15 protein-coding genes and 2 pseudogenes are annotated in these 18,043 nt (G+C 70.8%); 4 read left to right on the top strand and 13 right to left on the bottom strand.

Translation table 11 applies throughout. From position 1 onward, the window contains the following. Positions 1 to 8: 8 nt before the first annotated feature. The 5 genes from ACWGKQ_RS24235 to ACWGKQ_RS24215 all read right to left on the bottom strand — a co-directional run bounded on the left by ACWGKQ_RS24235 (position 9) and on the right by ACWGKQ_RS24215 (position 4,288). Positions 9 to 494, bottom strand: a complete 486-nt coding sequence (locus ACWGKQ_RS24235) for a cupin domain-containing protein (RefSeq protein WP_453294018.1) — start codon at positions 492 to 494, stop codon at positions 9 to 11. Continuing rightward, on the bottom strand, positions 494 to 964 hold the full coding sequence (locus ACWGKQ_RS24230) for a lipocalin-like domain-containing protein (protein WP_453294017.1): 471 nt from the start codon (positions 962 to 964) through the stop codon (positions 494 to 496). The genes ACWGKQ_RS24235 and ACWGKQ_RS24230 overlap by 1 nt, the downstream gene beginning before the upstream one ends. 29 nt (positions 965 to 993) lie before the next feature. Continuing rightward, positions 994 to 1,935 (bottom strand): VOC family protein, encoded by a 942-nt coding sequence (locus tag ACWGKQ_RS24225; protein WP_453294016.1) that lies wholly within the window; start codon positions 1,933 to 1,935, stop codon positions 994 to 996. A gap of 38 nt (positions 1,936 to 1,973) precedes the next feature. After that, entirely contained in the window at positions 1,974 to 3,092 is a 1,119-nt protein-coding gene (locus tag ACWGKQ_RS24220; protein WP_453294015.1) for an alpha/beta hydrolase family protein, read from the bottom strand. Between the two features lie 71 nt (positions 3,093 to 3,163). Further along, positions 3,164 to 4,288, bottom strand: coding sequence for an FAD-dependent monooxygenase (locus ACWGKQ_RS24215; protein WP_453294014.1), 1,125 nt, complete (start codon positions 4,286 to 4,288; stop codon positions 3,164 to 3,166). Between the two features lie 379 nt (positions 4,289 to 4,667). Between ACWGKQ_RS24215 and ACWGKQ_RS24210 the strand changes: the two are divergent. Together ACWGKQ_RS24210 and ACWGKQ_RS24205 are read left to right on the top strand one after the other, a co-directional pair. Continuing rightward, a pseudogene (locus ACWGKQ_RS24210) lies at positions 4,668 to 4,898 on the top strand (transposase); the annotation flags it as partial. A 114-nt stretch (positions 4,899 to 5,012) separates the two neighbouring features. Next, positions 5,013 to 5,702, top strand: a pseudogene (locus ACWGKQ_RS24205) (integrase); the annotation flags it as partial. Between the two features lie 62 nt (positions 5,703 to 5,764). Here the strand turns inward: ACWGKQ_RS24205 and mutM are convergent. The 8 genes from mutM to recG form a co-directional block, all read right to left on the bottom strand. Then, positions 5,765 to 6,640, bottom strand: a complete 876-nt coding sequence (mutM, locus tag ACWGKQ_RS24200; protein ID WP_453294013.1) for a bifunctional DNA-formamidopyrimidine glycosylase/DNA-(apurinic or apyrimidinic site) lyase — start codon at positions 6,638 to 6,640, stop codon at positions 5,765 to 5,767. Positions 6,641 to 6,720: 80 nt separating this feature from the next. Next, on the bottom strand, positions 6,721 to 7,575 hold the full coding sequence (gene rnc / locus ACWGKQ_RS24195) for a ribonuclease III (RefSeq protein WP_453294012.1): 855 nt from the start codon (positions 7,573 to 7,575) through the stop codon (positions 6,721 to 6,723). An 8-nt stretch (positions 7,576 to 7,583) separates the two neighbouring features. Continuing rightward, entirely contained in the window at positions 7,584 to 7,757 is a 174-nt protein-coding gene (rpmF, locus tag ACWGKQ_RS24190; protein WP_007493396.1) for a 50S ribosomal protein L32, read from the bottom strand. A gap of 2 nt (positions 7,758 to 7,759) precedes the next feature. After that, complete coding sequence (locus ACWGKQ_RS24185) at positions 7,760 to 8,410, bottom strand: YceD family protein (protein WP_453294011.1); 651 nt, start codon at positions 8,408 to 8,410, stop codon at positions 7,760 to 7,762. Positions 8,411 to 8,543: 133 nt separating this feature from the next. Next, complete coding sequence (locus tag ACWGKQ_RS24180; RefSeq protein WP_453294010.1) at positions 8,544 to 9,629, bottom strand: cell division initiation protein; 1,086 nt, start codon at positions 9,627 to 9,629, stop codon at positions 8,544 to 8,546. A 57-nt stretch (positions 9,630 to 9,686) separates the two neighbouring features. Next, positions 9,687 to 10,166: a pantetheine-phosphate adenylyltransferase gene (gene coaD, locus ACWGKQ_RS24175; protein ID WP_453294009.1), complete on the bottom strand. Its 480-nt coding sequence runs from the start codon at positions 10,164 to 10,166 to the stop codon at positions 9,687 to 9,689. Positions 10,167 to 10,192: 26 nt separating this feature from the next. After that, positions 10,193 to 10,780 (bottom strand): 16S rRNA (guanine(966)-N(2))-methyltransferase RsmD, encoded by a 588-nt coding sequence (rsmD, locus tag ACWGKQ_RS24170; protein WP_453294008.1) that lies wholly within the window; start codon positions 10,778 to 10,780, stop codon positions 10,193 to 10,195. A 136-nt stretch (positions 10,781 to 10,916) separates the two neighbouring features. Further along, a complete protein-coding gene (recG, locus tag ACWGKQ_RS24165) occupies positions 10,917 to 13,121 on the bottom strand; it encodes an ATP-dependent DNA helicase RecG (protein WP_453294007.1) in 2,205 nt (734 codons plus the stop codon). A 169-nt stretch (positions 13,122 to 13,290) separates the two neighbouring features. Between recG and ACWGKQ_RS24160 the strand changes: the two genes are divergently transcribed. After that, positions 13,291 to 15,117 carry an HSP90 family protein gene (locus ACWGKQ_RS24160; RefSeq protein ID WP_453294006.1) on the top strand — a complete coding sequence of 609 codons (1,827 nt, stop codon included), beginning with the start codon at positions 13,291 to 13,293 and terminating at the stop codon, positions 15,115 to 15,117. 8 nt (positions 15,118 to 15,125) lie between these two features. Next, positions 15,126 to 18,035: a tetratricopeptide repeat protein gene (locus ACWGKQ_RS24155; RefSeq protein ID WP_453294042.1), complete on the top strand. Its 2,910-nt coding sequence runs from the start codon at positions 15,126 to 15,128 to the stop codon at positions 18,033 to 18,035. The last annotated feature ends 8 nt before the right edge of the window (positions 18,036 to 18,043 follow it).

Here is an 18,043-nt window from a genome sequence, read left to right as displayed (position 1 = left end):
GCCCAGTGTCAGTGTGCCACCGGAGGACTGCCCGGCGGGAGCCTGACCAGCGGTTCCGCGTCCAGCAGGACGAACAGGACGGTGCAGGGAGCATCCGACCGGTTGTCCCAGGCGTGGGTCGTACCACGCTGGATCAGTACGTCGCCCGGCCGCATCACCGCCTCGTCCTCACCGACGACGGCGACGATCTCACCGGTGACGACGAAGGCGTAGTCGAGCGATTCGGTCCGGTGCAGGTAAGGAACGCTGCCCTGTTCCCGCGGTCCGAACTCGACGACCCGCAGCACCCCTCCGCCGCGCGGGGGCGGCAGGGGAACATCGGGGCCGACCGGATCGGTGTACGCGGCGTCGTTGCGCGGCGTTCCCTCGTGCAGCCACAGGTTGGCCACCTGCGCGCCGGCGGTGGTCTGCACGTGGGGGCACTCGGCGTCCACGACGATGGCGGCCTGTCCCGACGCGGTGTGTCCGGTGACGATCCGGCGGACGCGGCGCATCAGCTGTCCTTCCTCGGAAGGCTTTGCAGGCGCCGCCAGAGTATGTGGCTGGGGCGGGCCTCCCCTCCCATGACCATGGGCGGTGTGTCCAGCTTGAGGGTGTCGCCGTCCTCGAAGACGCACAGACGGGTCAGGTCCGAGCCCACGAGGTTGGGGAAGGTCGCGATCGTCACGTGGTGGGCCACCGTACGTGCCGCCTCGTCGACCTCCCAGGTGCCCGCGTAGCAGATGATCGAGCCATAGGCGTCAGCCTTTTCCCGGAGGCTGCCGCCGTCGAGCGAGGCGTCGGCGAAACGCGGTCGGTCCGTCAGCGTCAGGTGAGCGCTCATCGTGCCTTCGGGGGTGTAGATGAGCAGTCCGGAGCAGCGTTCGGCCGGCCCGAGTGGCGGATCGACGGGGCCGTCGTGGGTGAAGACCTTCCAGTCGGCCAACGTCCAGCTGCCGACGAGCTGCGACCGCAGTCGTTCCATGAGGGCGGTTCCTTGTCTCTGCGGGCCAGTCACATCGGCGGGGCGACGAACAGCGCGGGGTCGATGTCGTTGTGGGACTTGGCGGCGATGAACTCGTTCATCTCGTCCGCCGTGCCCCATTGGTCGGCGTTGGCGGGATCCTTCAGGTCGAAGACGTGCGGGTGCCAGGTGTCCTCGTCGATGACCTCCAGCTCGGTGGTGTACTCGACGGTGTTGCCGGCCCGGTCGAGGAAGTAGCTGAAGGAGTTGTCGCCGGCTCGGTGGCGTCCCGGGCCCCACAGTCGCTCGATGCCCTGGCGCTTCATCCGGCCCGTGCCGCGCATGAACTCGTCCACCCCGCGCATCTCGAAGGACGCGTGGTGGAAGGCCGCGTGCGGGCCGCGGACGATGCCGAAGCTGTGGTGGAAGGTGTTGCAGCGCAGGAACCACATGATCTCGCCGCGACCCCCGACGCACATGGTGTCCGAGAGCCGGAAGCCGAGGTGCTTGATGTACCAGGCCACGGTGGCCTCGGGAGTGGGTGAGTTCATCAGCACGTGGGACAGGCGCACCGGGATCGACTCCCTGGCCTCGATCCTGCGGTGGCGGCGCGGGGTGACATCGGCGGAGACCTCCACCACGCGGCCCTCGTTGTCGAAGAAGCGGACCGCGTAGCCTCCCCCGGGGGTGTCCAGCAGTTTCGGTTCGTGGACCAGCCGCACTCCCTGCCTGGTCAGCTGCGTGGCCAGGGCGTCGACATCGGCTGCGTCGGCGGCACCGAACGCGAGGAGGTCGGTGCGCTTCTGCGCGTCCTTGCGCAGCCGTACCACGTACTGTTCCGGTGATCCCTCGGCTGCGAGGAACGAGACACCGCTGTCACTCGCGGTCTCGGTCAGTCCCCACAGCTCGGTGTAGAACTGGCGCTGCTCGGCGAAGTTCGGCATGGCGACATCGACGTGCCGCAGGTGAGTGATCAGGCTGCTGTTGCTCATGGTTGTTCTCCCTGGATGAGCTGGGTGGACCAGCTGGGTCAGCTGAGGTGTTCGGCCAGCCAGTCGGCGACAGTGGGCAGCACGGGCCCCTCTCCCATGTGACCGCCGGGGAACATCCGGGCCGTCTTGGGGCTTCCGTGCTCCAGGGCGAGGTGGATGTCGGCGGAGGCGTTCTGCAGGTCGTCCTTGCCGTTGACCATCAGCAGCGGGCAGGAAGGCAGGTCCAGGACGCCCTGGTCGAGCAGGGACAGCTCCGGGCAGCGGGCGACGTAGTCCTCGAAGGTCGTGCCGCCGAAGATGCGCGCCCTGGCCGGCATGAGGTCCATCAGATAGGACGAGGCTTTGCGGCTGCGCTCCTGCCACTCGGGCTGGAACGTCAGGTGGACGCCGCCTCCCCAGTTGACGGCCGCGGCCAGCTGGTCACGGTGCGTGTGTGCGAGCTTCATCGCCCAGTAACCCCCGAACGACAGCCCCAAAGCCGCCACTCGGTCCGCGTCCAGGTCCTCCTGATCGCGCAGCCAGGCGAAGACCGGGTCCCACTGCCGCTCGGCGTCAGGGCCGGCGTGCAGCGGCGACTGCCCCACTCCGGGCTTGTCGATGTGCAGGGTGGCGAAGCCTCGCTCGCGCAGCAGCCTGCCGCGCGCGTAGCTCTCCTCTTTCCACACGTCGATCCCGCCCCACATCATGACCACCGGCGGCCGGGTCACTTCCCCAGGCGGGCGTGCCACGAAGAAGCGCAGCACGTCTCCCTCTCCGGCCCGGCCTTCGAAGGGCACCTCGACGTGCCGGACGCGGGTGTGCTCCAGTGCGGACACCTTCCCGAAGTACTCCACGGCCCGGTGGTAGGCGGCCAGCTTGGCCGGGTGCAGCGGGGAGGGGTAACGGCCCAGGAACGCGAACTGGTAGGCCTGCCACCAGTTCTCCAGGGCGTCCTCGCGGTCACCGCTCTCCTCCGCCTTGCTCGCCCGCGCCGCGAAGTCCTCGGCTCCCGCCAGCCAGTGCCTCGCCCACGTTTCGGGATCGAGCCCCGGCAGCGTCTCGATGTGCCGCGCGGCGGCGTCATGGCCGATGGCGTTGAACGGGTTCTTGCGCTGTTCGAGGTGTTCGCGCAGCCACTGCTGGGCCTCGGGCAGGGTTCGGGAAGTTGTGGCAGGCATCTGTCTCTCCTTGTGCGTCGTGCCGACGGCGGGCCGCGTGTGCGCCCTCTCCCGGGTGTTTGCACGGGTGGTCACACGGGCTCGGCCATCTGCCGATGGCAGGCGTCGACCAGCGGGTACGCCTCGTGGTGGCGTTGCGCCTGCTCCAGGTCGGCGATCTTCACCGAGGTCCGGACAAGCGTGCGGCACCGCGGCGCGCGCCGACCGACGAACGCCTTGAGCCCCGCGCCGACCGACTGGTGTCGCTCGAGTTCCCGGGCCAGCACCAGCCCGTCCTCGATGGCCAAGGCCGCGCCGCTGGCCATCTGCGGCGCGGGCGCATGTGCGGCGTCACCGATGACAACGCAGTTCCCGCGGTTCCAGGCACCGTCCAGGAACACCGTCTGAACCGGACGGCGTACCACCGACTCCGAGGCGGACACCAGGGCGCGGAACTCCTCCACCCGGCCCGGGAAGACCTCCAGCAACTGATGCAGGCGCGGGGCGAGTTCGGCGTCGGGGATGACGCTCGGTTCCACCCCGTTCTCCGTCAGGAACACGTACGCCTGGCTCCCCGAGATCGGCACGAGCCCGGCCGTGTTCACCTTGCCGGCGAACTGATGGACACCCGTGGCCCACACCGGGCGCGGCACCAGGGCCCGCCACACCATCTGGCCGTGGTATTCGATCGAGGCCTCGAAGCCCAGCAGACCCCTCACCGACGAGCGGATACCGTCCGCGCCCACCACGACATCGGGATGCCGGACCGAGCCGTCCGACAGTTCCACGCCGACCGGGTCCCCCTGGTCCACCGCCGTGACAGTCAGCCCGCGATGGAGCACGACACCCGACCGCTCAGCCTCCCTGTGCAGGATCTGGTGCAGCTTCGGGCGCGCGATACCGACCATCGCAGGACGTCGTGCACCGATGAGACGCGGCAGTTGCACCTCGTCCACTGCGACACCGTCGACGTCCACATGCGTGATCGCACTCATGCCGTAGCCTTCGGCCCGGCACAGGTCGGCCAGCCCCATCTCGTCCAGCGCGCGCAGCGACGGCCCGGTCAGACACAACCCCCACCCGGACGTCGCCGCGGCCGGGCTGATCTCGGCGATCTCGACCTGCCACCCCGAGCGAGCCAGAGAAATGCCTGCGGTCAGACCTGCCACTCCCGCGCCCACGATCAAAGCCGTCCGCGCATCGCGATAAGTCTTCATGTACGCCTCCTGAGCGCCGATTCGTGTCCACCGTATGAACCGCCATCGCTCCGCCTTGTCCGAATCAGGAGGCGACCATCCGAACCTGGCAATGGATGTCTGCGAAGTTTCCGGCAGGTGTCCTTCGTGCGTTCCTGTCGCGCGACCTCGAAGCCGCCGCCCATGGCGGGGATGAGGTGGGTGCCAGAGAGAAGGTCGAGCACGGCACGGGCCAGAGGGCCGATGGCGTCCCGCCGTGTGGTGTAGGCGATCAAGGGTGAGGTGTGCGCGGGCTTGCTCCCGGGGCGCACGCCCGCGAGAGGCTTCTGCTCCCTGCGCATGAGGCAGCCACCGTGCAACTCTCCGTGGTGAACGGGCAGTTCAACGCAGGAGGTGCGCGGTGGCCTTGTCCCAGTCCGGCTTACTCCGCCTGCTGGAGCCACTACGTTCGGCGGACGGACTCGAACTCGTGCGGAACGTGGCCGAGCGGATGTTACAGGAGCTGATCGAGTCCGAGGCCGCGGCCCGGATCGGCGCCGAGTGGAACGAGCACACCGAGACTCGCACCGCCTACGGCAACGGGCACCGCGGCAAGACCCCGACCACGCAGGCCGGCGACCTCGGCCTTGCACCTGCCGAAAAACTCATCCGTCCTGGTGGGGGCTGGTGTACGGGTGGTGTCGAGCGCGGGCGCTCGGGCGGGTGCTCTGGGCACCTGGTGAGTGCCCCGGCAGGATGATCTGTCGTGCTGCTTCGACTTGCCTGTCTGGGTGTGGCGAACGTGTTCGCCCTGCTGCGGCTGCTGCCGGTGAGCAACCAGGACAAGGACGCGGAGATCCTCGCGCTGCGTCATCAGATCACGGTGCTGGAACGCCGGCTCGGCCGGGATCGGGTGCGGTTCACCCCGAGTGACCGGGTGTTCCCGGCCGCGCTGCCGCACCGGCTCCCGCGCGGTGTGCTGCGCCGGGCACGGCTGCTGGTGCGCCCGGACACTGTGCTGCGTCTGGCGCGGGAGAATCCCGGCTGGGGCTACCGGCGCATCCACGGCGAGCCGCTGGTTCTGGGCGTGCAGGTGGCCGCCTCCACGGTGCGGGAGATCCTGAAGGAGGCGGGGATCGACCCGGCACCCGAGCGGGCTTCCAGCACCTGGACGGACTCTCTGCGCTCCCACGCCGATGCCCTGCCGGCATGTGACTTCTTCGAAGCGGTCACCCCGTCCGGGGCGCGGCTGTACGTGTTCGCGGTGACCGGGCACGCCGACCGGCGCATCCGCATCCTGGGCACGATGGCGCACCCGACCGCCTCCTGGGCGGCACAGGCCGCCAGGAACCTCGTCATGGACCTCGATGACACCGGCTGCCGGACCCGGTTCATGATCCGCGACCGCGACGGGAAGTACCCCGCCCTGTTCGACACCGTCCTTGAGGATGCGGGCCCTCATTGGAGTTGGACTCCGGCGACGTCGAACCTACGCCGCCAATGAAGTAGAACCGCGTCTCACCTGGGCAAACGCGCTCTGCTGCTCTTGGGAATGGGCTGACACTTCGGGCAGAAGTAGCTGGACCGGTTCATCCAGGGCCGCCTGCGCATCGGCGTACCGCACCGCCGGCAGGGCAGCCCTTCCCTGCCGTACGCGTCCAGCGAGCGGTCGAAGTACCCCGACTCGCCGTTGACGTTGACGTACAGGCTGTCGAAGCTGGTGCCGCCGACCGACAGGGCCGCGTTCATCACGTCCCGTACGTGGCCGAGGAGTTCGGCGGTGCGCGGCCGGGTGAAGCCGGAGGTCGGCCGCTCGTAGTGGATGCGGGCGCGCCAGAGGGCCTCGTCCGCGTAGATGTTGCCGACTCCGCTGATCAACGACTGGTCGAGCAGCGCCCTCTTGATGGTGGACCGCTTCCGGCGCAGCGCCTCGTGGAAGGCCTCGTCGTCGAACATCGGGTCGAGGGGGTCGCGGGCGATGTGCGCGATGACGTCCGGCAGCCCGTCGAGGGTGTTGTCGTGCAACGACAGCCCGCCGAAGGTGCGTTGGTCGACGAAGCGGAGTTCCGTACCCAGGCCGTCGGCGAACCGGACGCGGATGCGCAGGTGCTTCTCGTCCGGTGCCTCGTGCGGCTGCACCAGCAGCTGGCCGCTCATGCCGAGGTGCGCGAGGATCGACTGGTTCGTGTCCTCCAGCGGCAGCCACAGGTACTTGCCGCGCCGGCTCGGGGTGCCGACGCGGTGGCCCTTGAGCCGGTGGGTGAAGTCGTCGGCGCCGGCCAGGTGCCGGCGTACGGCACGCGGGTGCAGGACCTCGGCCTCGGCCACGACCCGGTGGGCGACCCACCGCTCCAGGCCGCGCCGTACGACCTCGACCTCGGGCAATTCAGGCATCGGGACTCCCGTGCAGGACCGTGGACGATCCGAGCGCCCGCCTCCGTGGAAGGTGGCGGGCGCTCGGGCTGCGCTGTTCGTCAGGCGGAGGCGGCGGACGACGACGGGCCGTCGTCCTCCTCGGCTTCGGCCTTGGCGGCCTGCTCGGCAGCCGCGGCCTCGGCGCGTTCGTCCGCCGCGGCGCGGATGGCGCGCCAGGCGGACTCGGCGGCCTGCTGCTCCGCCTCCTTCTTGCTGCGGCCGGTGCCGGTGCCGTACGAGACGCCTCCGACGCGGGCGGCAGCAGTGAAGGTCTTCTCGTGGTCGGGGCCGGTCTCCGTGACCAGGTACTCGGGCACGCCGAGGCCCTCCGTCGCGGTGAGCTCCTGGAGACTGGTCTTCCAGTCCAGGCCGGCTCCGAGGTTCGAGGACTTCTCGATCAGCGGGTCGAAGAGCCGGTGCACCAGCTCGGACGCCGAATCGAGGCCCTGGTCGAGATAGACCGCACCGATCACCGCTTCCAGGGTGTCGGCGAGGATGGACGCCTTGTCCCGGCCGCCCGTGCCCTCTTCACCACGGCCGAGCCGGATGAAGGAGCCCAGGTCGAGACCGCGGCCCACTTCCGCGAGCGCACGCGAGTTCACCACCGCGGCCCGGAGCTTGGCCAGCTGGCCCTCGGGCAGGTCCGGGTGGGTGTTGTACAGCGTGTCCGTGACGACGAGGCCGAGGACGGAGTCACCGAGGAACTCCAGCCGCTCGTTCGTCGGCAGGCCGCCGTTCTCGTACGCGTAGGAACGGTGGGTCAGCGCACGCACCAGAAGGGCGGACTCGAGCTTGTAGCCGAGCCGCCCTTCCAGAAGCGTGTGGGACGAGGCCGTGCTGTCCGCCTTCTTCTTGGCGGTTGGGTCCGCCTTGGGCTCTTCGCCCTTCTTGGGACTGGACACAGTGCCTCTCACCTGGCCGCTCAGACTTCGAGGACCTGGCGCTTGTTGTAGGTGCCGCAAGACGGGCACGCGATGTGCTGCAGCTTGGGCTCGTGGCAGCGCTCGCACGCAACCAGGGTGGGGACCGCAGCCTTCCACTGCGACCGGCGGTGGCGCGTGTTGCTGCGCGACATCTTCCGCTTCGGAACAGCCACGGCTACTTCTCCTGCTTCTCGTCGACGCCCGCTTCCGCGTCAGCGCCGCTCATCTCGTCCTTCTCGCCGTCCCTGGTGGGACCGGCGAGTCCCTGCAAAGCCGCCCAACGGATGTCGACGGCATCATGGTGGTGGTCCGGGTCGTCCGCGAGCCGGGCTCCGCACTCGGAGCACAGGCCCGGACAGTCGTCCTGGCACACCGGCTGCATCGGCAGTGCGAGCACCACCGCATCACGCAGCACGGGTTCGAGGTCGAACAGGCCGTCCTCGATGAAGAACCTGTCCTCGTCGTCCTCGGCGTCGTCGCCCGGTTCCGCGATCACGCGGCCCCGGTCGTCGGCGTCAGGGTACGAGAACAGTTCCTGGAAGTCCGCTTCGAGCTCCTGCCCGAGCGGCTCCAGACACCTTACGCACTCCCCCTCGGCCTGTGCACGGGCGGTGCCTGTGACGAGCACACCTTCCATGACCGACTCAAGCCGGAGTTCGAGCTCCACCGGGGCGCCCTGCGGCACTCCGATGACTCCCTTGATACCGAAGTCCTCGGGAGCGTCGATCATGCGGGTCAGGCGCTGCAAGGCACCGGGACGCCGCCCCAGCTCGTGTGTGTCGAACACGAACGGGTTGCGGTGGTCGAGGCGCGCGTGAGGAGCCATTCCTGCTTTCGATCTTCGAGTTCAGAGGGACGCCGTCCGGAGATGTCTCCGGGCAGCGTGGATCGCGGACGTAGACGCGACCGAAGAGCCAGGATACTGGACCTTTCGCTGTCGGCCCAATCCGCCCCGGTTCCTACAGTCCCCGGCCCTGTTCGTAGGCGCGCAGCTGCTCCGGGGTGATCATGCCGGTGTCGAAGAGGCTGGTCTCGTCGAGCGCGTACGACTGGTGCTGCTGGTGCTGGGCCGGCTGCTGCTGGGGGTCGTAGACGGGCTGCTGGCCGGTGTCGTAGCCCTGGTAGGCGGCGGCGTACGGATCGGCCTGCTGGTAGCCGTAGGGGTCCTGCTGGTAGCCGTACGCGTCCTGCTGGGCATAGGCGGGCTGCTGCTGGGGGTAGCCGTACGGGTCCTGGGCCACCGGCTGCTGGTCGTACTGCGGCTGCTGCTGGGACGGGATCACGGGCTGCTCGGCCGGTGCCGCCTGGGCCGCCTGGGCGTCCTGGTCGGCGAGGGCCGCGAGGTCGGCCAGGTAGTCGGCGTCGCTGGAGTGCTGGAACGTCGTGTTGTCGTCGGCCAGGGCGCCGAGGTCGTCGCTGGCGATCCGGCCGTGCAGCTTGGCGCGGCCCTTGCCGACCGCCTCCAGGGTCTTGGCGAGGACCGCCTCGAAGGCGCCGAGCTTGGCGTCGACGTAGGCGTCGGCGTCCCGGCGCAGGGTCTCGGGGTCGTGGCTGCGCTCGGGGGCGTCCTCGTCCTCGTAGCCCTGCTCGTCGAGGCCGGGGCCGGTGCCGAGCAGCTTCTCGCGGCCGCGGCCGACCGAGCCGAGGGTCTTGGTGAGGACCACCTCGAAGTTGGCGAGCTTGGAGTCGACGTAGTCGTCGGCGTCGGCGCGGACCTCCTCGGCCTCCCGGCCGGCCTCCGCGAGGATCCGGTCGGCCTCGGCCTGGGAGCGGCGGGCCACCTCGGTGTCGGAGATCAGCGAGCCGCGCTCGGCGTGCGCGGTCTCGATGATCCGGTCGGCCTCCATACGGGCCTGCTCGACCATCTGGTCCCGGCCGCCGATCAGCTCCTCGGCCTGCGCGAGCGAGCCGGGCAGCGCCTGGCGCAGCTCTTCGAGCATCGCGAGCAGTTCGGCGCGGTTGACCACGCACGACGCCGACATGGGCATGGACCGGGCGCCGGAGACCGTGCTCACGATCTCGTCGAGCTTCTTCTGCACGTCCACCTGTGCTCGCCACTCTCTACAGCTGGGTTGGAGACGGACGGGACGACTGTAGCCCCATCAGTCCTTGCCGAGACGCTTGTTGAGGGCCTCCAGAACGGCCGGCGGAACCAGGTGGGCGATGTCGCCGCCCCACTGGGCCACCTCCTTGACCAGCGAGGAGGAGAGGAAACTGTAGGTCGGGTTGGTCGGTACGAAGAGCGTCTCGACACCCGACAGGCCGTTGTTCATCTGGGCCATCTGCAGCTCGTAGTCGAAGTCGCTGACGGCCCGCAGGCCCTTCACGATGGCGGGGATCTCGCGCTGCTTGCAGAAGTCGACGAGGAGGCCGTGGAAGGCCTCGACCCGGACGTTGCCGTAGTCGGCGGTGACCGTGCGGATCAGGTCGATCCGCTCGTCGATCTCGAACAGGCCCTTCTTGGACTTGTTGATCATCACCGCGACGTAGACCTCGTCGTAGAGACGTGACGCACGGGCAATGATGTCGAGGTGTCCGTTGGTGATCGGGTCGAACGACCCGGGACAGACGGCGCGGCGCACTTGAGATCCCTCGCTCTCCGGTCCGGTCATCGTGCGTCTTCGCACGTAGAGGCGGCGCGACCGTACCAAAACGTTCCCTCGCCGTAGCGACGGGACCGGAGGGCCTCGAAGCCGGTCGGCCAGTGGAAATCGCCGCCTCTGGTGCTGCGCTCCACGGTGACGAGGGCATCGGGCGCGAGCCAGCCCTGCGAGTGGAGTGTGAGGAGAATCTCCCGAAGATCGTCGTCCGAGACGGCGTACGGGGGGTCGAGGAAGACGAGGTCGTACGGCGGGGTCGGCGCCGGCGACTGGATGACCTGCTCGGCCTTGCCCGCTCTTACCTCGGCGCCGGGAAGGCCCAGATTCTTTACGTTTTCACGTACGACGCGGGCGGCTCTGGGGTCGGCCTCGACGAGGAGGGTGTGGCCGGCGCCCCGGGAGAGGGCCTCCAGGCCTACGGCGCCTGAGCCGGCGTAGAGGTCGAGGACGCGTTCGCCGTCCAGGGCGCCGCCGAGGAGGGACTGCCAGGTGGAGAAGAGGCCCTCGCGTGCGCGGTCGGACGTCGGCCGGGTTCCTGTGCCGGGCGGCACGGAGAGGCGCCGTCCGCCTGCCTGGCCGGCGATCACGCGGGTCATGGGGGGTCCTTCTTCGAGGGCGGCTTTACGCGTTCAGTCTGGCAGGCCCACGGGGGTGGGTGCCTGGTCCGGGACAGCGGCTGCGGGTGCAATGTGGCCGGTCGCGCAGTTCCCCGCGTCCCTTGGTCGGTCACCTCTAGCCCTTTTCCAGGTACTGCTCCCTCTCCTCGTCCAAGAGGGCGTCCAGGGCCGTTCGGAGGCCGGTGAGGGTGGTCAGCTCCGGGTCCTCGGCCACCAACGCCGTCGCTTCCTCCCTCGCCTCCGCGATGATCTCCTCGTCCTCGATCACCGCCAGGACGCGGAGGCTGGAGCGGGCGCCCGACTGGGCCTGGCCGAGGACGTCGCCCTCCCTGCGCTGTTCGAGGTCGATGCGGGAGAGCTCGAAGCCGTCCAGGGTGGAGGCCACCGCCGTGAGGCGCTGGCGGGCCGCGCTCGCCTCCGGCATCTCCGTGACCAGGAGGCAGAGGCCGGCGGCCGAGCCCCGGCCCACCCGGCCGCGCAGCTGGTGGAGCTGGGAGACGCCGAAGCGGTCGGCGTCCATGATCACCATGGCCGTGGCGTTGGGGACGTTCACGCCGACCTCGATGACCGTGGTGGCCACCAGGACGTCCGTGTCGCCGGCCGCGAAGCGGCGCATCACCGCGTCCTTGTCGTCGGGGTGCATGCGGCCGTGCAGGACCTCGACGCGGAGGCCGCTGAGCGGCCCCTTGGCGAGGTGGTCGGCCACGTCCAGGACGGCGAGCGGGGGGCGCTTCTCCGCCTCGTCCTCGGCGGACTTCTTCGCCTTCTTGGGGTCCTCCTCCTCGTCGCCGATGCGGGGGCAGACGACGTAGGCCTGGTGGCCGTTGCCGACTTCCTCTCTGACCCGCTCCCAGGCGCGGGCCAGGAAGTGGGGTTTGTCGGCGGCGGGGACGACGTGGGTGGCGATCGGGGAGCGGCCGGCCGGGAGCTGGTCCAGGACGGAGGTCTCCAGGTCGCCGAAGACCGTCATCGCGACCGTGCGGGGGATGGGGGTGGCGGTCATGACGAGGAGGTGGGGTGGTTGCTTGCCCTTGCCCCGGAGGGCGTCTCGCTGCTCCACGCCGAAGCGGTGCTGTTCGTCCACGACCACCAGGCCGAGGTCGTGGAACTGGACCTTGTCCTCGATCAGCGCGTGCGTGCCGATCACGATCCCCGCCTCGCCCGTGACCAGGTCCAGCATCGCCTGGCGGCGGGCCGCCGTGCCCATCGAACCGGTGAGGAGGACGACCTTGGTGGCATGGTCCGCGCCACCGAGCATGCCGCCCTCGGCCAGCTCGCCCATCATCTCGGTGATCGAGCGGTGGTGCTGCTGGGCCAGGACCTCGGTGGGGGCGAGCATGGCGGCCTGGCCGCCCGCGTCCACCACGGCGAGCATGGCGCGGAGGGCGACCATCGTCTTGCCGCTGCCGACCTCGCCCTGGAGGAGCCGGTGCATCGGGTGTTCCGTCGCCAGGTCGTCGAAGATCTCCTTCGAGACCTTCTGCTGGCCGTCCGTGAGGGTGAACGGGAGGCGGTCGTCGAAGGCCGTGAGGAGGCCGTCGGGGGTCGGTCTGCGGGCCACCGCCGGGAGCAGGGCGTCCGCGTGGCGGCGGCGGGCCAGGGCGACCTGGAGGACGAAGGCCTCGTCCCACTTGAGGCGGTCGCGGGCCGCGGCGATGTCCGCCTTGGTGTGCGGGCGGTGGATCTTCAGGAGGGCTTCGGGGAGAGGGAGCAGTCCGCGGCCTTCGCGGAGGGTCGGGGGGAGCGGGTCCAGGGCCTCCTGGGCGCTGGGGAGGACCGTCTGGACCGCCTTGCCGATCTTCCAGGACTCCAGTTTGGCGGTGGCCGGGTAGAGCGGGATCAGGGCTCCTGCCCAGCTCTCCACGGATTCGGCCGGGTCGTCGCCCCGTAGCAATTCGTAGGCCGGGTGGGCCAGTTGGAGGCGGCGGTTGAAGACCGAGACCTTGCCGGCGAACATCGCGCGGGTGCCCGGCAGGAGTTCCTTGTGGGGTTTGTGCACGCCGTTGCCGAAGAAGACCAGTTGGAGCCGGCCGCTGCCGTCGGTGATCGTGACCTCCAGGCGCTGGCCCTTGCCGCGGGGCGCTTTGGCGGAGGCGAACGTGTGCAGGCGGGCGTCGGCGACCATGGCGACCACCGTCACGTGTTCGTCCATGGGCAGGTCGGCGAGGTGGGTGAGCTGGCCGCGCTCCTCGTATCTGCGGGGGTAGTGGTGCAGGAGGTCGCCGACGGAGTGCAGGCCGAGATGCTCGGCCATCACCTTGGCGGTGGCTGGGCCGAGCACCTTCTTCAGTGGTTCTTCCAGTGCGGGCACGAGATCCATTGCACACCACACCACTGACAATGCCGTATATGTCTCGGGAAACCCCTGGTCAGGCGGCCGTTTTGAGTCATAGGATGGCGCGCTCCGGCCATCCTTCCGCGGTCACCACCCCACCCGGGACCGCCCGACCCCGCGCCGACCACGTCTTCCCCCCTCCGGCGCAGCGACGATGGACTCCCAGACCTCACAGTCATCCCAGGCATCACAGCCACCTCATTCGTTCCAGGTCGACCTGCGTGGTCTGGTGGACCTGCTCTCCCATCACCTGTACTCCAGCCCCAAGGTCTACCTGCGCGAGCTGTTGCAGAACGCGGTGGACGCGATCACCGCGAGACGGGCCGAGCAGCCCGACGCCCCGGCGCGGGTGCGGCTGTACGCCGACGGCAGCGCCCTCCGGGTGGAGGACAGCGGCGTCGGGCTCACCGAGTCGGACGTGCACAGCCTGCTCGCGACCATCGGGCGCAGTTCCAAGCGGGGCGACGGGCTTCAGGAGGCCCGCTCCGACTTCCTGGGCCAGTTCGGCATCGGGCTGCTGGCCTGTTTCGTGGTCGCCGAGCGGATCAGAGTGGTCAGCCGCAGCGCCCGGACGCCGGACGCGCCGCCCGTGGAGTGGACGGCCCGGGACGACGGGTCGTACACCGTACGGACGTTGGCGCCCGAGGCCCGGCCCGAGCCCGGCACCACCGTGTATCTGGTGGCGCGGGCGGGTGCGGCGGAGTGGCTGGACGAGCGGCGGGTGCTCGCGCTCGCACGGGACTTCGGTTCGCTGCTGCCGTACGACGTCCGGGTGGGCGACGAGGCGGTCACCGACCTGCCGGCGCCCTGGGACCGGCCGTACCCCTCCCCCAGCACCCGGCGGGTGGCGCTGGCCCGGCACTGTCAGGAGCTGTTCGGGTTCGCACCGCTGGACTCGATCGCGCTGGACGTGCCGCTGGCCGGGATCCGGGGGGTGGCGTACGTGCTGCCGTCGGCGGTGAGTCCCGCCCAGCGGGCCACGCATCGTGTGCACCTCAAGGGCATGCTGCTCACCGAGCGGGCCGAACAGCTGCTGCCGGACTGGGCGTTCTTCGTGCGCTGTGTCCTGGACACGGACAGTCTGCGGCCCACCGCCTCGCGCGAGTCGCTGTACGAGGACGAGACGCTGGCCGCGGTAAGGGAGGCGCTCGGCGAAAGGATTCGGTCCTGGCTGACCGGGCTGGCGGCCGGGGACCCGGAACGGCTTTCCGCGTTCCTGTCCGTGCACCACCTGGGTGTGAAGTCGCTGGCGCGGCACGACAGGGAGATGCTGCGGACCATGCTGCCGTGGCTCCCCTTCGAGACCACCGACGGGCAGCTGTCCCTGGAGGAGTTCGCGCAGCGGCACCCGGTGGTGCACTTCACGCGGACGGTCGAGGAGTACCGGCAGGTCGCGCCGATCGCCTCCGCACAGGGCGTCGGGGTGATCAACGGCGGTTACACGTACGACAGCGAGCTGGTCGAGGCGCTGCCGTCGGTGCGGCCCGGGACGGTGGTCGCGGAGCTGGACGCCGACACCGTGACCGCGCATCTGGACGCGGTGGATCCGGCGGAGGAGCTGGCGGTGGCGGGGTTTCTGGGGGTGGCGCGGGCGAAGCTGGACCCACTGCAATGTGACATAGTACTGCGCGCCTTCCACCCCCTCTCGGTCCCCGCCCTCCACCTCGACGACCGCGCCGCCCGCCATGAACAGGCTCGCGCGGAGGCCGAGGAGCAGGCCGACGACCTGTGGGCGGGCATCCTGGGCTCGCTGCGCGGCAGCGCGCCCCGCGCCCGTCTGGTGCTCAACCACCTCAACCCGCTGATCCGGCGGATCAGCGCCCTGAAGGACCCGGAGCTGATCGGCACCGCGACCGAATCGCTCTACGGTCAGGCGCTGCTGATGGCCCAGCGCCCGCTGCGGCCGGCCGACTCGGCGCTGCTCAACCGCTCGTTCATCGGCCTCCTGGAATGGGCCACTCACGGGGAGGGGGACCGCTGATGAGCGACATCGGCAGGATCACGGACTTCGACTCGCTGCGCCGGGCGATGGCGGAGAACTCCGAGGAGCCGGAGGGCCCCGCCCGCAACGCGCGCGCGGAGCTGTTGCTGGTGGAGGCCGAGAAGCTGAACATCCCGCTGGCCGTGATCGAGGCGCTCGGGCACCAGCTGAAGGTCTACAACTACAGCTCCGAGAAGGACAGGATGTTCGTCCCGTTCGCGCGGCTGCTGCGGATGTGGGACGAGCGGCCCGAGGACTTCGACGAGTACGAGACGCATTCGCTGCACTGGGTCTTCAAGTGGATGTCGGCCGGAATGCTCGACCAGCCGCACGTCCCGCTCGCCTCGATCGAGAAGTGGCTGGGCGAGATGGAGCACCGCTACCGGCTGGCCGGGCACTCCGAGCGGGCGGTGCGCAGCGCCGAGTTCAGTGTCGCCGGGCACATCGGTGACCTGCCGCGCGCGGAGCGGGCGTACGCGGCCTGGCTGGCGGCGGACCGGGACCGGATGGCCGACTGTCACGCGTGCGAGCTGCACGGGCAGGGCGGCTGGCAGCTGAAGAACGGCCGGGACGCGGAGGCGCTGGAGCTGTGGGGGCCGGTGCTGGACGGCGAGTTCAGCTGCGCCCACGAGCCGCACACGGTCCTGGCTTCCTCCCTGGCCCCGCTGCTGCGGCTCGGCCGCGTCGACGAGGCCCGCGCGCACCATCTGCGCGGTTTCCGTCTCGTCCGCCCCATGGAGAGCATGCGGGGCGCGTTTGCGGACCACGTCGAGTTCTGCGCGCTGACCGGCAACGAGGCGCGCGGTCTCGAGCTGCTGGCGGAACGTCCCGCCTACTTCACGGACACCGGGCAGCCGCGCAGCCGGATGGAGTTCCTGGCGGTGGTGGCGCTGCTGATGGACCGGCTGACCGGGCTGGGGCTCGGCGGGCAGCAGGTGCCGGGGCCCGCCGGGCGGGCGTGGACCGCCGGGGAACTCGCCGGGCACGCGCGCGCGGAGGCCCTGGAGCTGGCCGCGCGGTTCGACGCCCGCAACGGCACCTCCTACGTCGGCGACCAGCTGCGCGAGCGGATGGCCCAGCAACCGCTGGCGGACCGGCTGCCGCTGGGCGTGCGGGCGGGGCGGACGGCGCCCGCCGGGCCCTACGCGCCGGTTGCCGCGGCGCCCGCGCCGGAGCAGTCGGAGCGGCCCTCGCTGCCCGCGCTCCTGGCCGAGGCGCGCCGGCTGTCGGACACGCTCCAGCCGCACGCCCTGGAGGCCTGGGCGGCGGTCTCGGAGGCCGCCGAGGAGACCGAGGTGGACACGTACGTCCGCGCGGAGATCGCCGACCACACGGCGATGGGGCGCGGCCCCGAGGGTGTCGGGCTGTTCGAGCGGGCGGCGGAGCTGTACGCGGAGGCGGGCGACGAGGGCGAGGCGATCGCGGCACGCGCGCGTGCCGCGTACGTACGGGCGCTGTCCGGGGAGCTGGACGAGGCGCTGGCCGCGATCGACGAGCCGTACGACCGGATCCTCGCGCTGTACGCGGAGGACGCGACCGGGGTGCGGCAGACGGCGTCCGTGCTGATGAGCCGGGCGCGGATCCTGATGCGCCGGGTGCACGAGCGGTCCGCGGGCGCCGGGGACGCCGAGCAGGCGGTACGGGAGCTGCTGGCGCTGGTCGGCGGGCGCGGCGGGTCCGACGTACGGCTGGTGTCCCGGGCGGCCGAGGGGCGGGCGATGCTCGCCGAACTGGCCGAGCACGCCGGGGACGGGGAGCGGGCGAGCGAGCTGTTCCGGCAGGCGACGGCGCAGTTCGTGGGCGCGGAGCTGCCGTGGTTCGCGGTCGAGTACGAGGTACGGGTGGCCGCGCTCGCCCATGAGCAGGGTGACCTGGCCGAGGCGGAGCGGGCGCTGCGCGCGGCGCTGGAGCACGGCGGGCCGTATGTGGAGCCGGTCGGGCGGGCGCAGCTGCATCTCCAGCTCGCCGAGGTGGTCGGCGGCCGGGGAGCGGCCGAGGAGGCGGCCGAGCATGCCCTGGAGGCCGCGCACTGGGCCGACGAGGCCGGGGAGAGCGGCACGCTGGGCGCCTGGGCCCGGCACCAGCTGGGCGGCTTCCTGCTGCGGCAGGGGCGGTTCGCGGAGGCCGCCGAGGTGCTGGAGTCGGCGCTGGCCGACCTGAGCGCCGAGACGCACGGCGACGGCGCGGTCGTCCAGACGCAGTGGTGGCTCGGGGACTGTCTGAGCGAGCTGGGCGAGCACCATGCGGCGGCCGAACGGCGGCTTCAGGCGGCCGAGATCGCCCGGCACTGGCCCGAGCAGCACGACCACGCCACCCTGGCCCACCTGGCCGCCGAGTCGCTGGGCAACGCAGGGCTGCCCGCCGAGGCGGACCAGGCGTACACGCGGGCGGGCGAGTTGTGGCGGGCGATGGGGAACGTGCACTTCCTGGTGCGTTCGCTGCGGGCCCGGGCATGGCTGGCGCTGCGGACCCAGGCAGGGGCGGAGGGCGCCCGGAAGCTGATGGCGGACGCGGTCCGGGAGTGCGGGTCGGCGCTGGAGACGGCCGGGGACCCGGCCGCGGCGGAGCGGCTGGCCGGTGAACTCGGTCACACCCACCGGCAGTTCGGGGATCTGCTGGCCCGTTCGGTGCCGGAGGACGCGGACGACCCGGCGATCCAGGAGGCGTTCGAGGCGGCGCTCGCGGAGATGACGGCGGCGATCTCGGTGTTCGCCGCGCTGGGCGAGGAGGGGCTGCACGGCCGTACCGGCGCCGAACTGGCCGCGGGCTGGCTGGAGGCGGACCTGAGCCGGCCGGCGGACGCGGCGGCACGCGCGCGTGCGGTGCTGGACGCCTACGAGGGTGCCGACCCGGGCGACGAGACGGTCCGGGCCAGGCGGGCGGAGGCCCGGCAGCTGCTGGAGCCCACGGAGGAGTGAGAAGAGGG

The sequence above is a fragment of the Streptomyces sp. NPDC054770 genome (genome assembly GCF_053611985.1).
The sequence above is the reverse complement of the archived record's forward strand: the minus strand, read 5'-3'. Positions and strand labels throughout refer to the sequence as shown.

Bases quoted from the DNA above. Each gene is read 5' to 3' on its own strand.
- ACWGKQ_RS24215 (WP_453294014.1), bottom strand. From the start codon at position 4,288: ATGAAGACTTATCGCGATGCGCGGACGGCTTTGATCGTGGGCGCGGGA.
- ACWGKQ_RS24230 (WP_453294017.1), bottom strand. From the start codon at position 964: ATGGAACGACTGCGGTCGCAGCTCGTCGGCAGCTGGACGTTGGCCGAC.
- ACWGKQ_RS24160 (WP_453294006.1), top strand. From the start codon at position 13,291: ATGGACTCCCAGACCTCACAGTCATCCCAGGCATCACAGCCACCTCAT.
- rsmD (WP_453294008.1), bottom strand. From the start codon at position 10,780: ATGACCCGCGTGATCGCCGGCCAGGCAGGCGGACGGCGCCTCTCCGTG.
- recG (WP_453294007.1), bottom strand. From the start codon at position 13,121: ATGGATCTCGTGCCCGCACTGGAAGAACCACTGAAGAAGGTGCTCGGC.
- ACWGKQ_RS24185 (WP_453294011.1), bottom strand. From the start codon at position 8,410: ATGGCTCCTCACGCGCGCCTCGACCACCGCAACCCGTTCGTGTTCGAC.
- ACWGKQ_RS24225 (WP_453294016.1), bottom strand. From the start codon at position 1,935: ATGAGCAACAGCAGCCTGATCACTCACCTGCGGCACGTCGATGTCGCC.
- ACWGKQ_RS24235 (WP_453294018.1), bottom strand. From the start codon at position 494: ATGCGCCGCGTCCGCCGGATCGTCACCGGACACACCGCGTCGGGACAG.
- ACWGKQ_RS24220 (WP_453294015.1), bottom strand. From the start codon at position 3,092: ATGCCTGCCACAACTTCCCGAACCCTGCCCGAGGCCCAGCAGTGGCTG.
- mutM (WP_453294013.1), bottom strand. From the start codon at position 6,640: ATGCCTGAATTGCCCGAGGTCGAGGTCGTACGGCGCGGCCTGGAGCGG.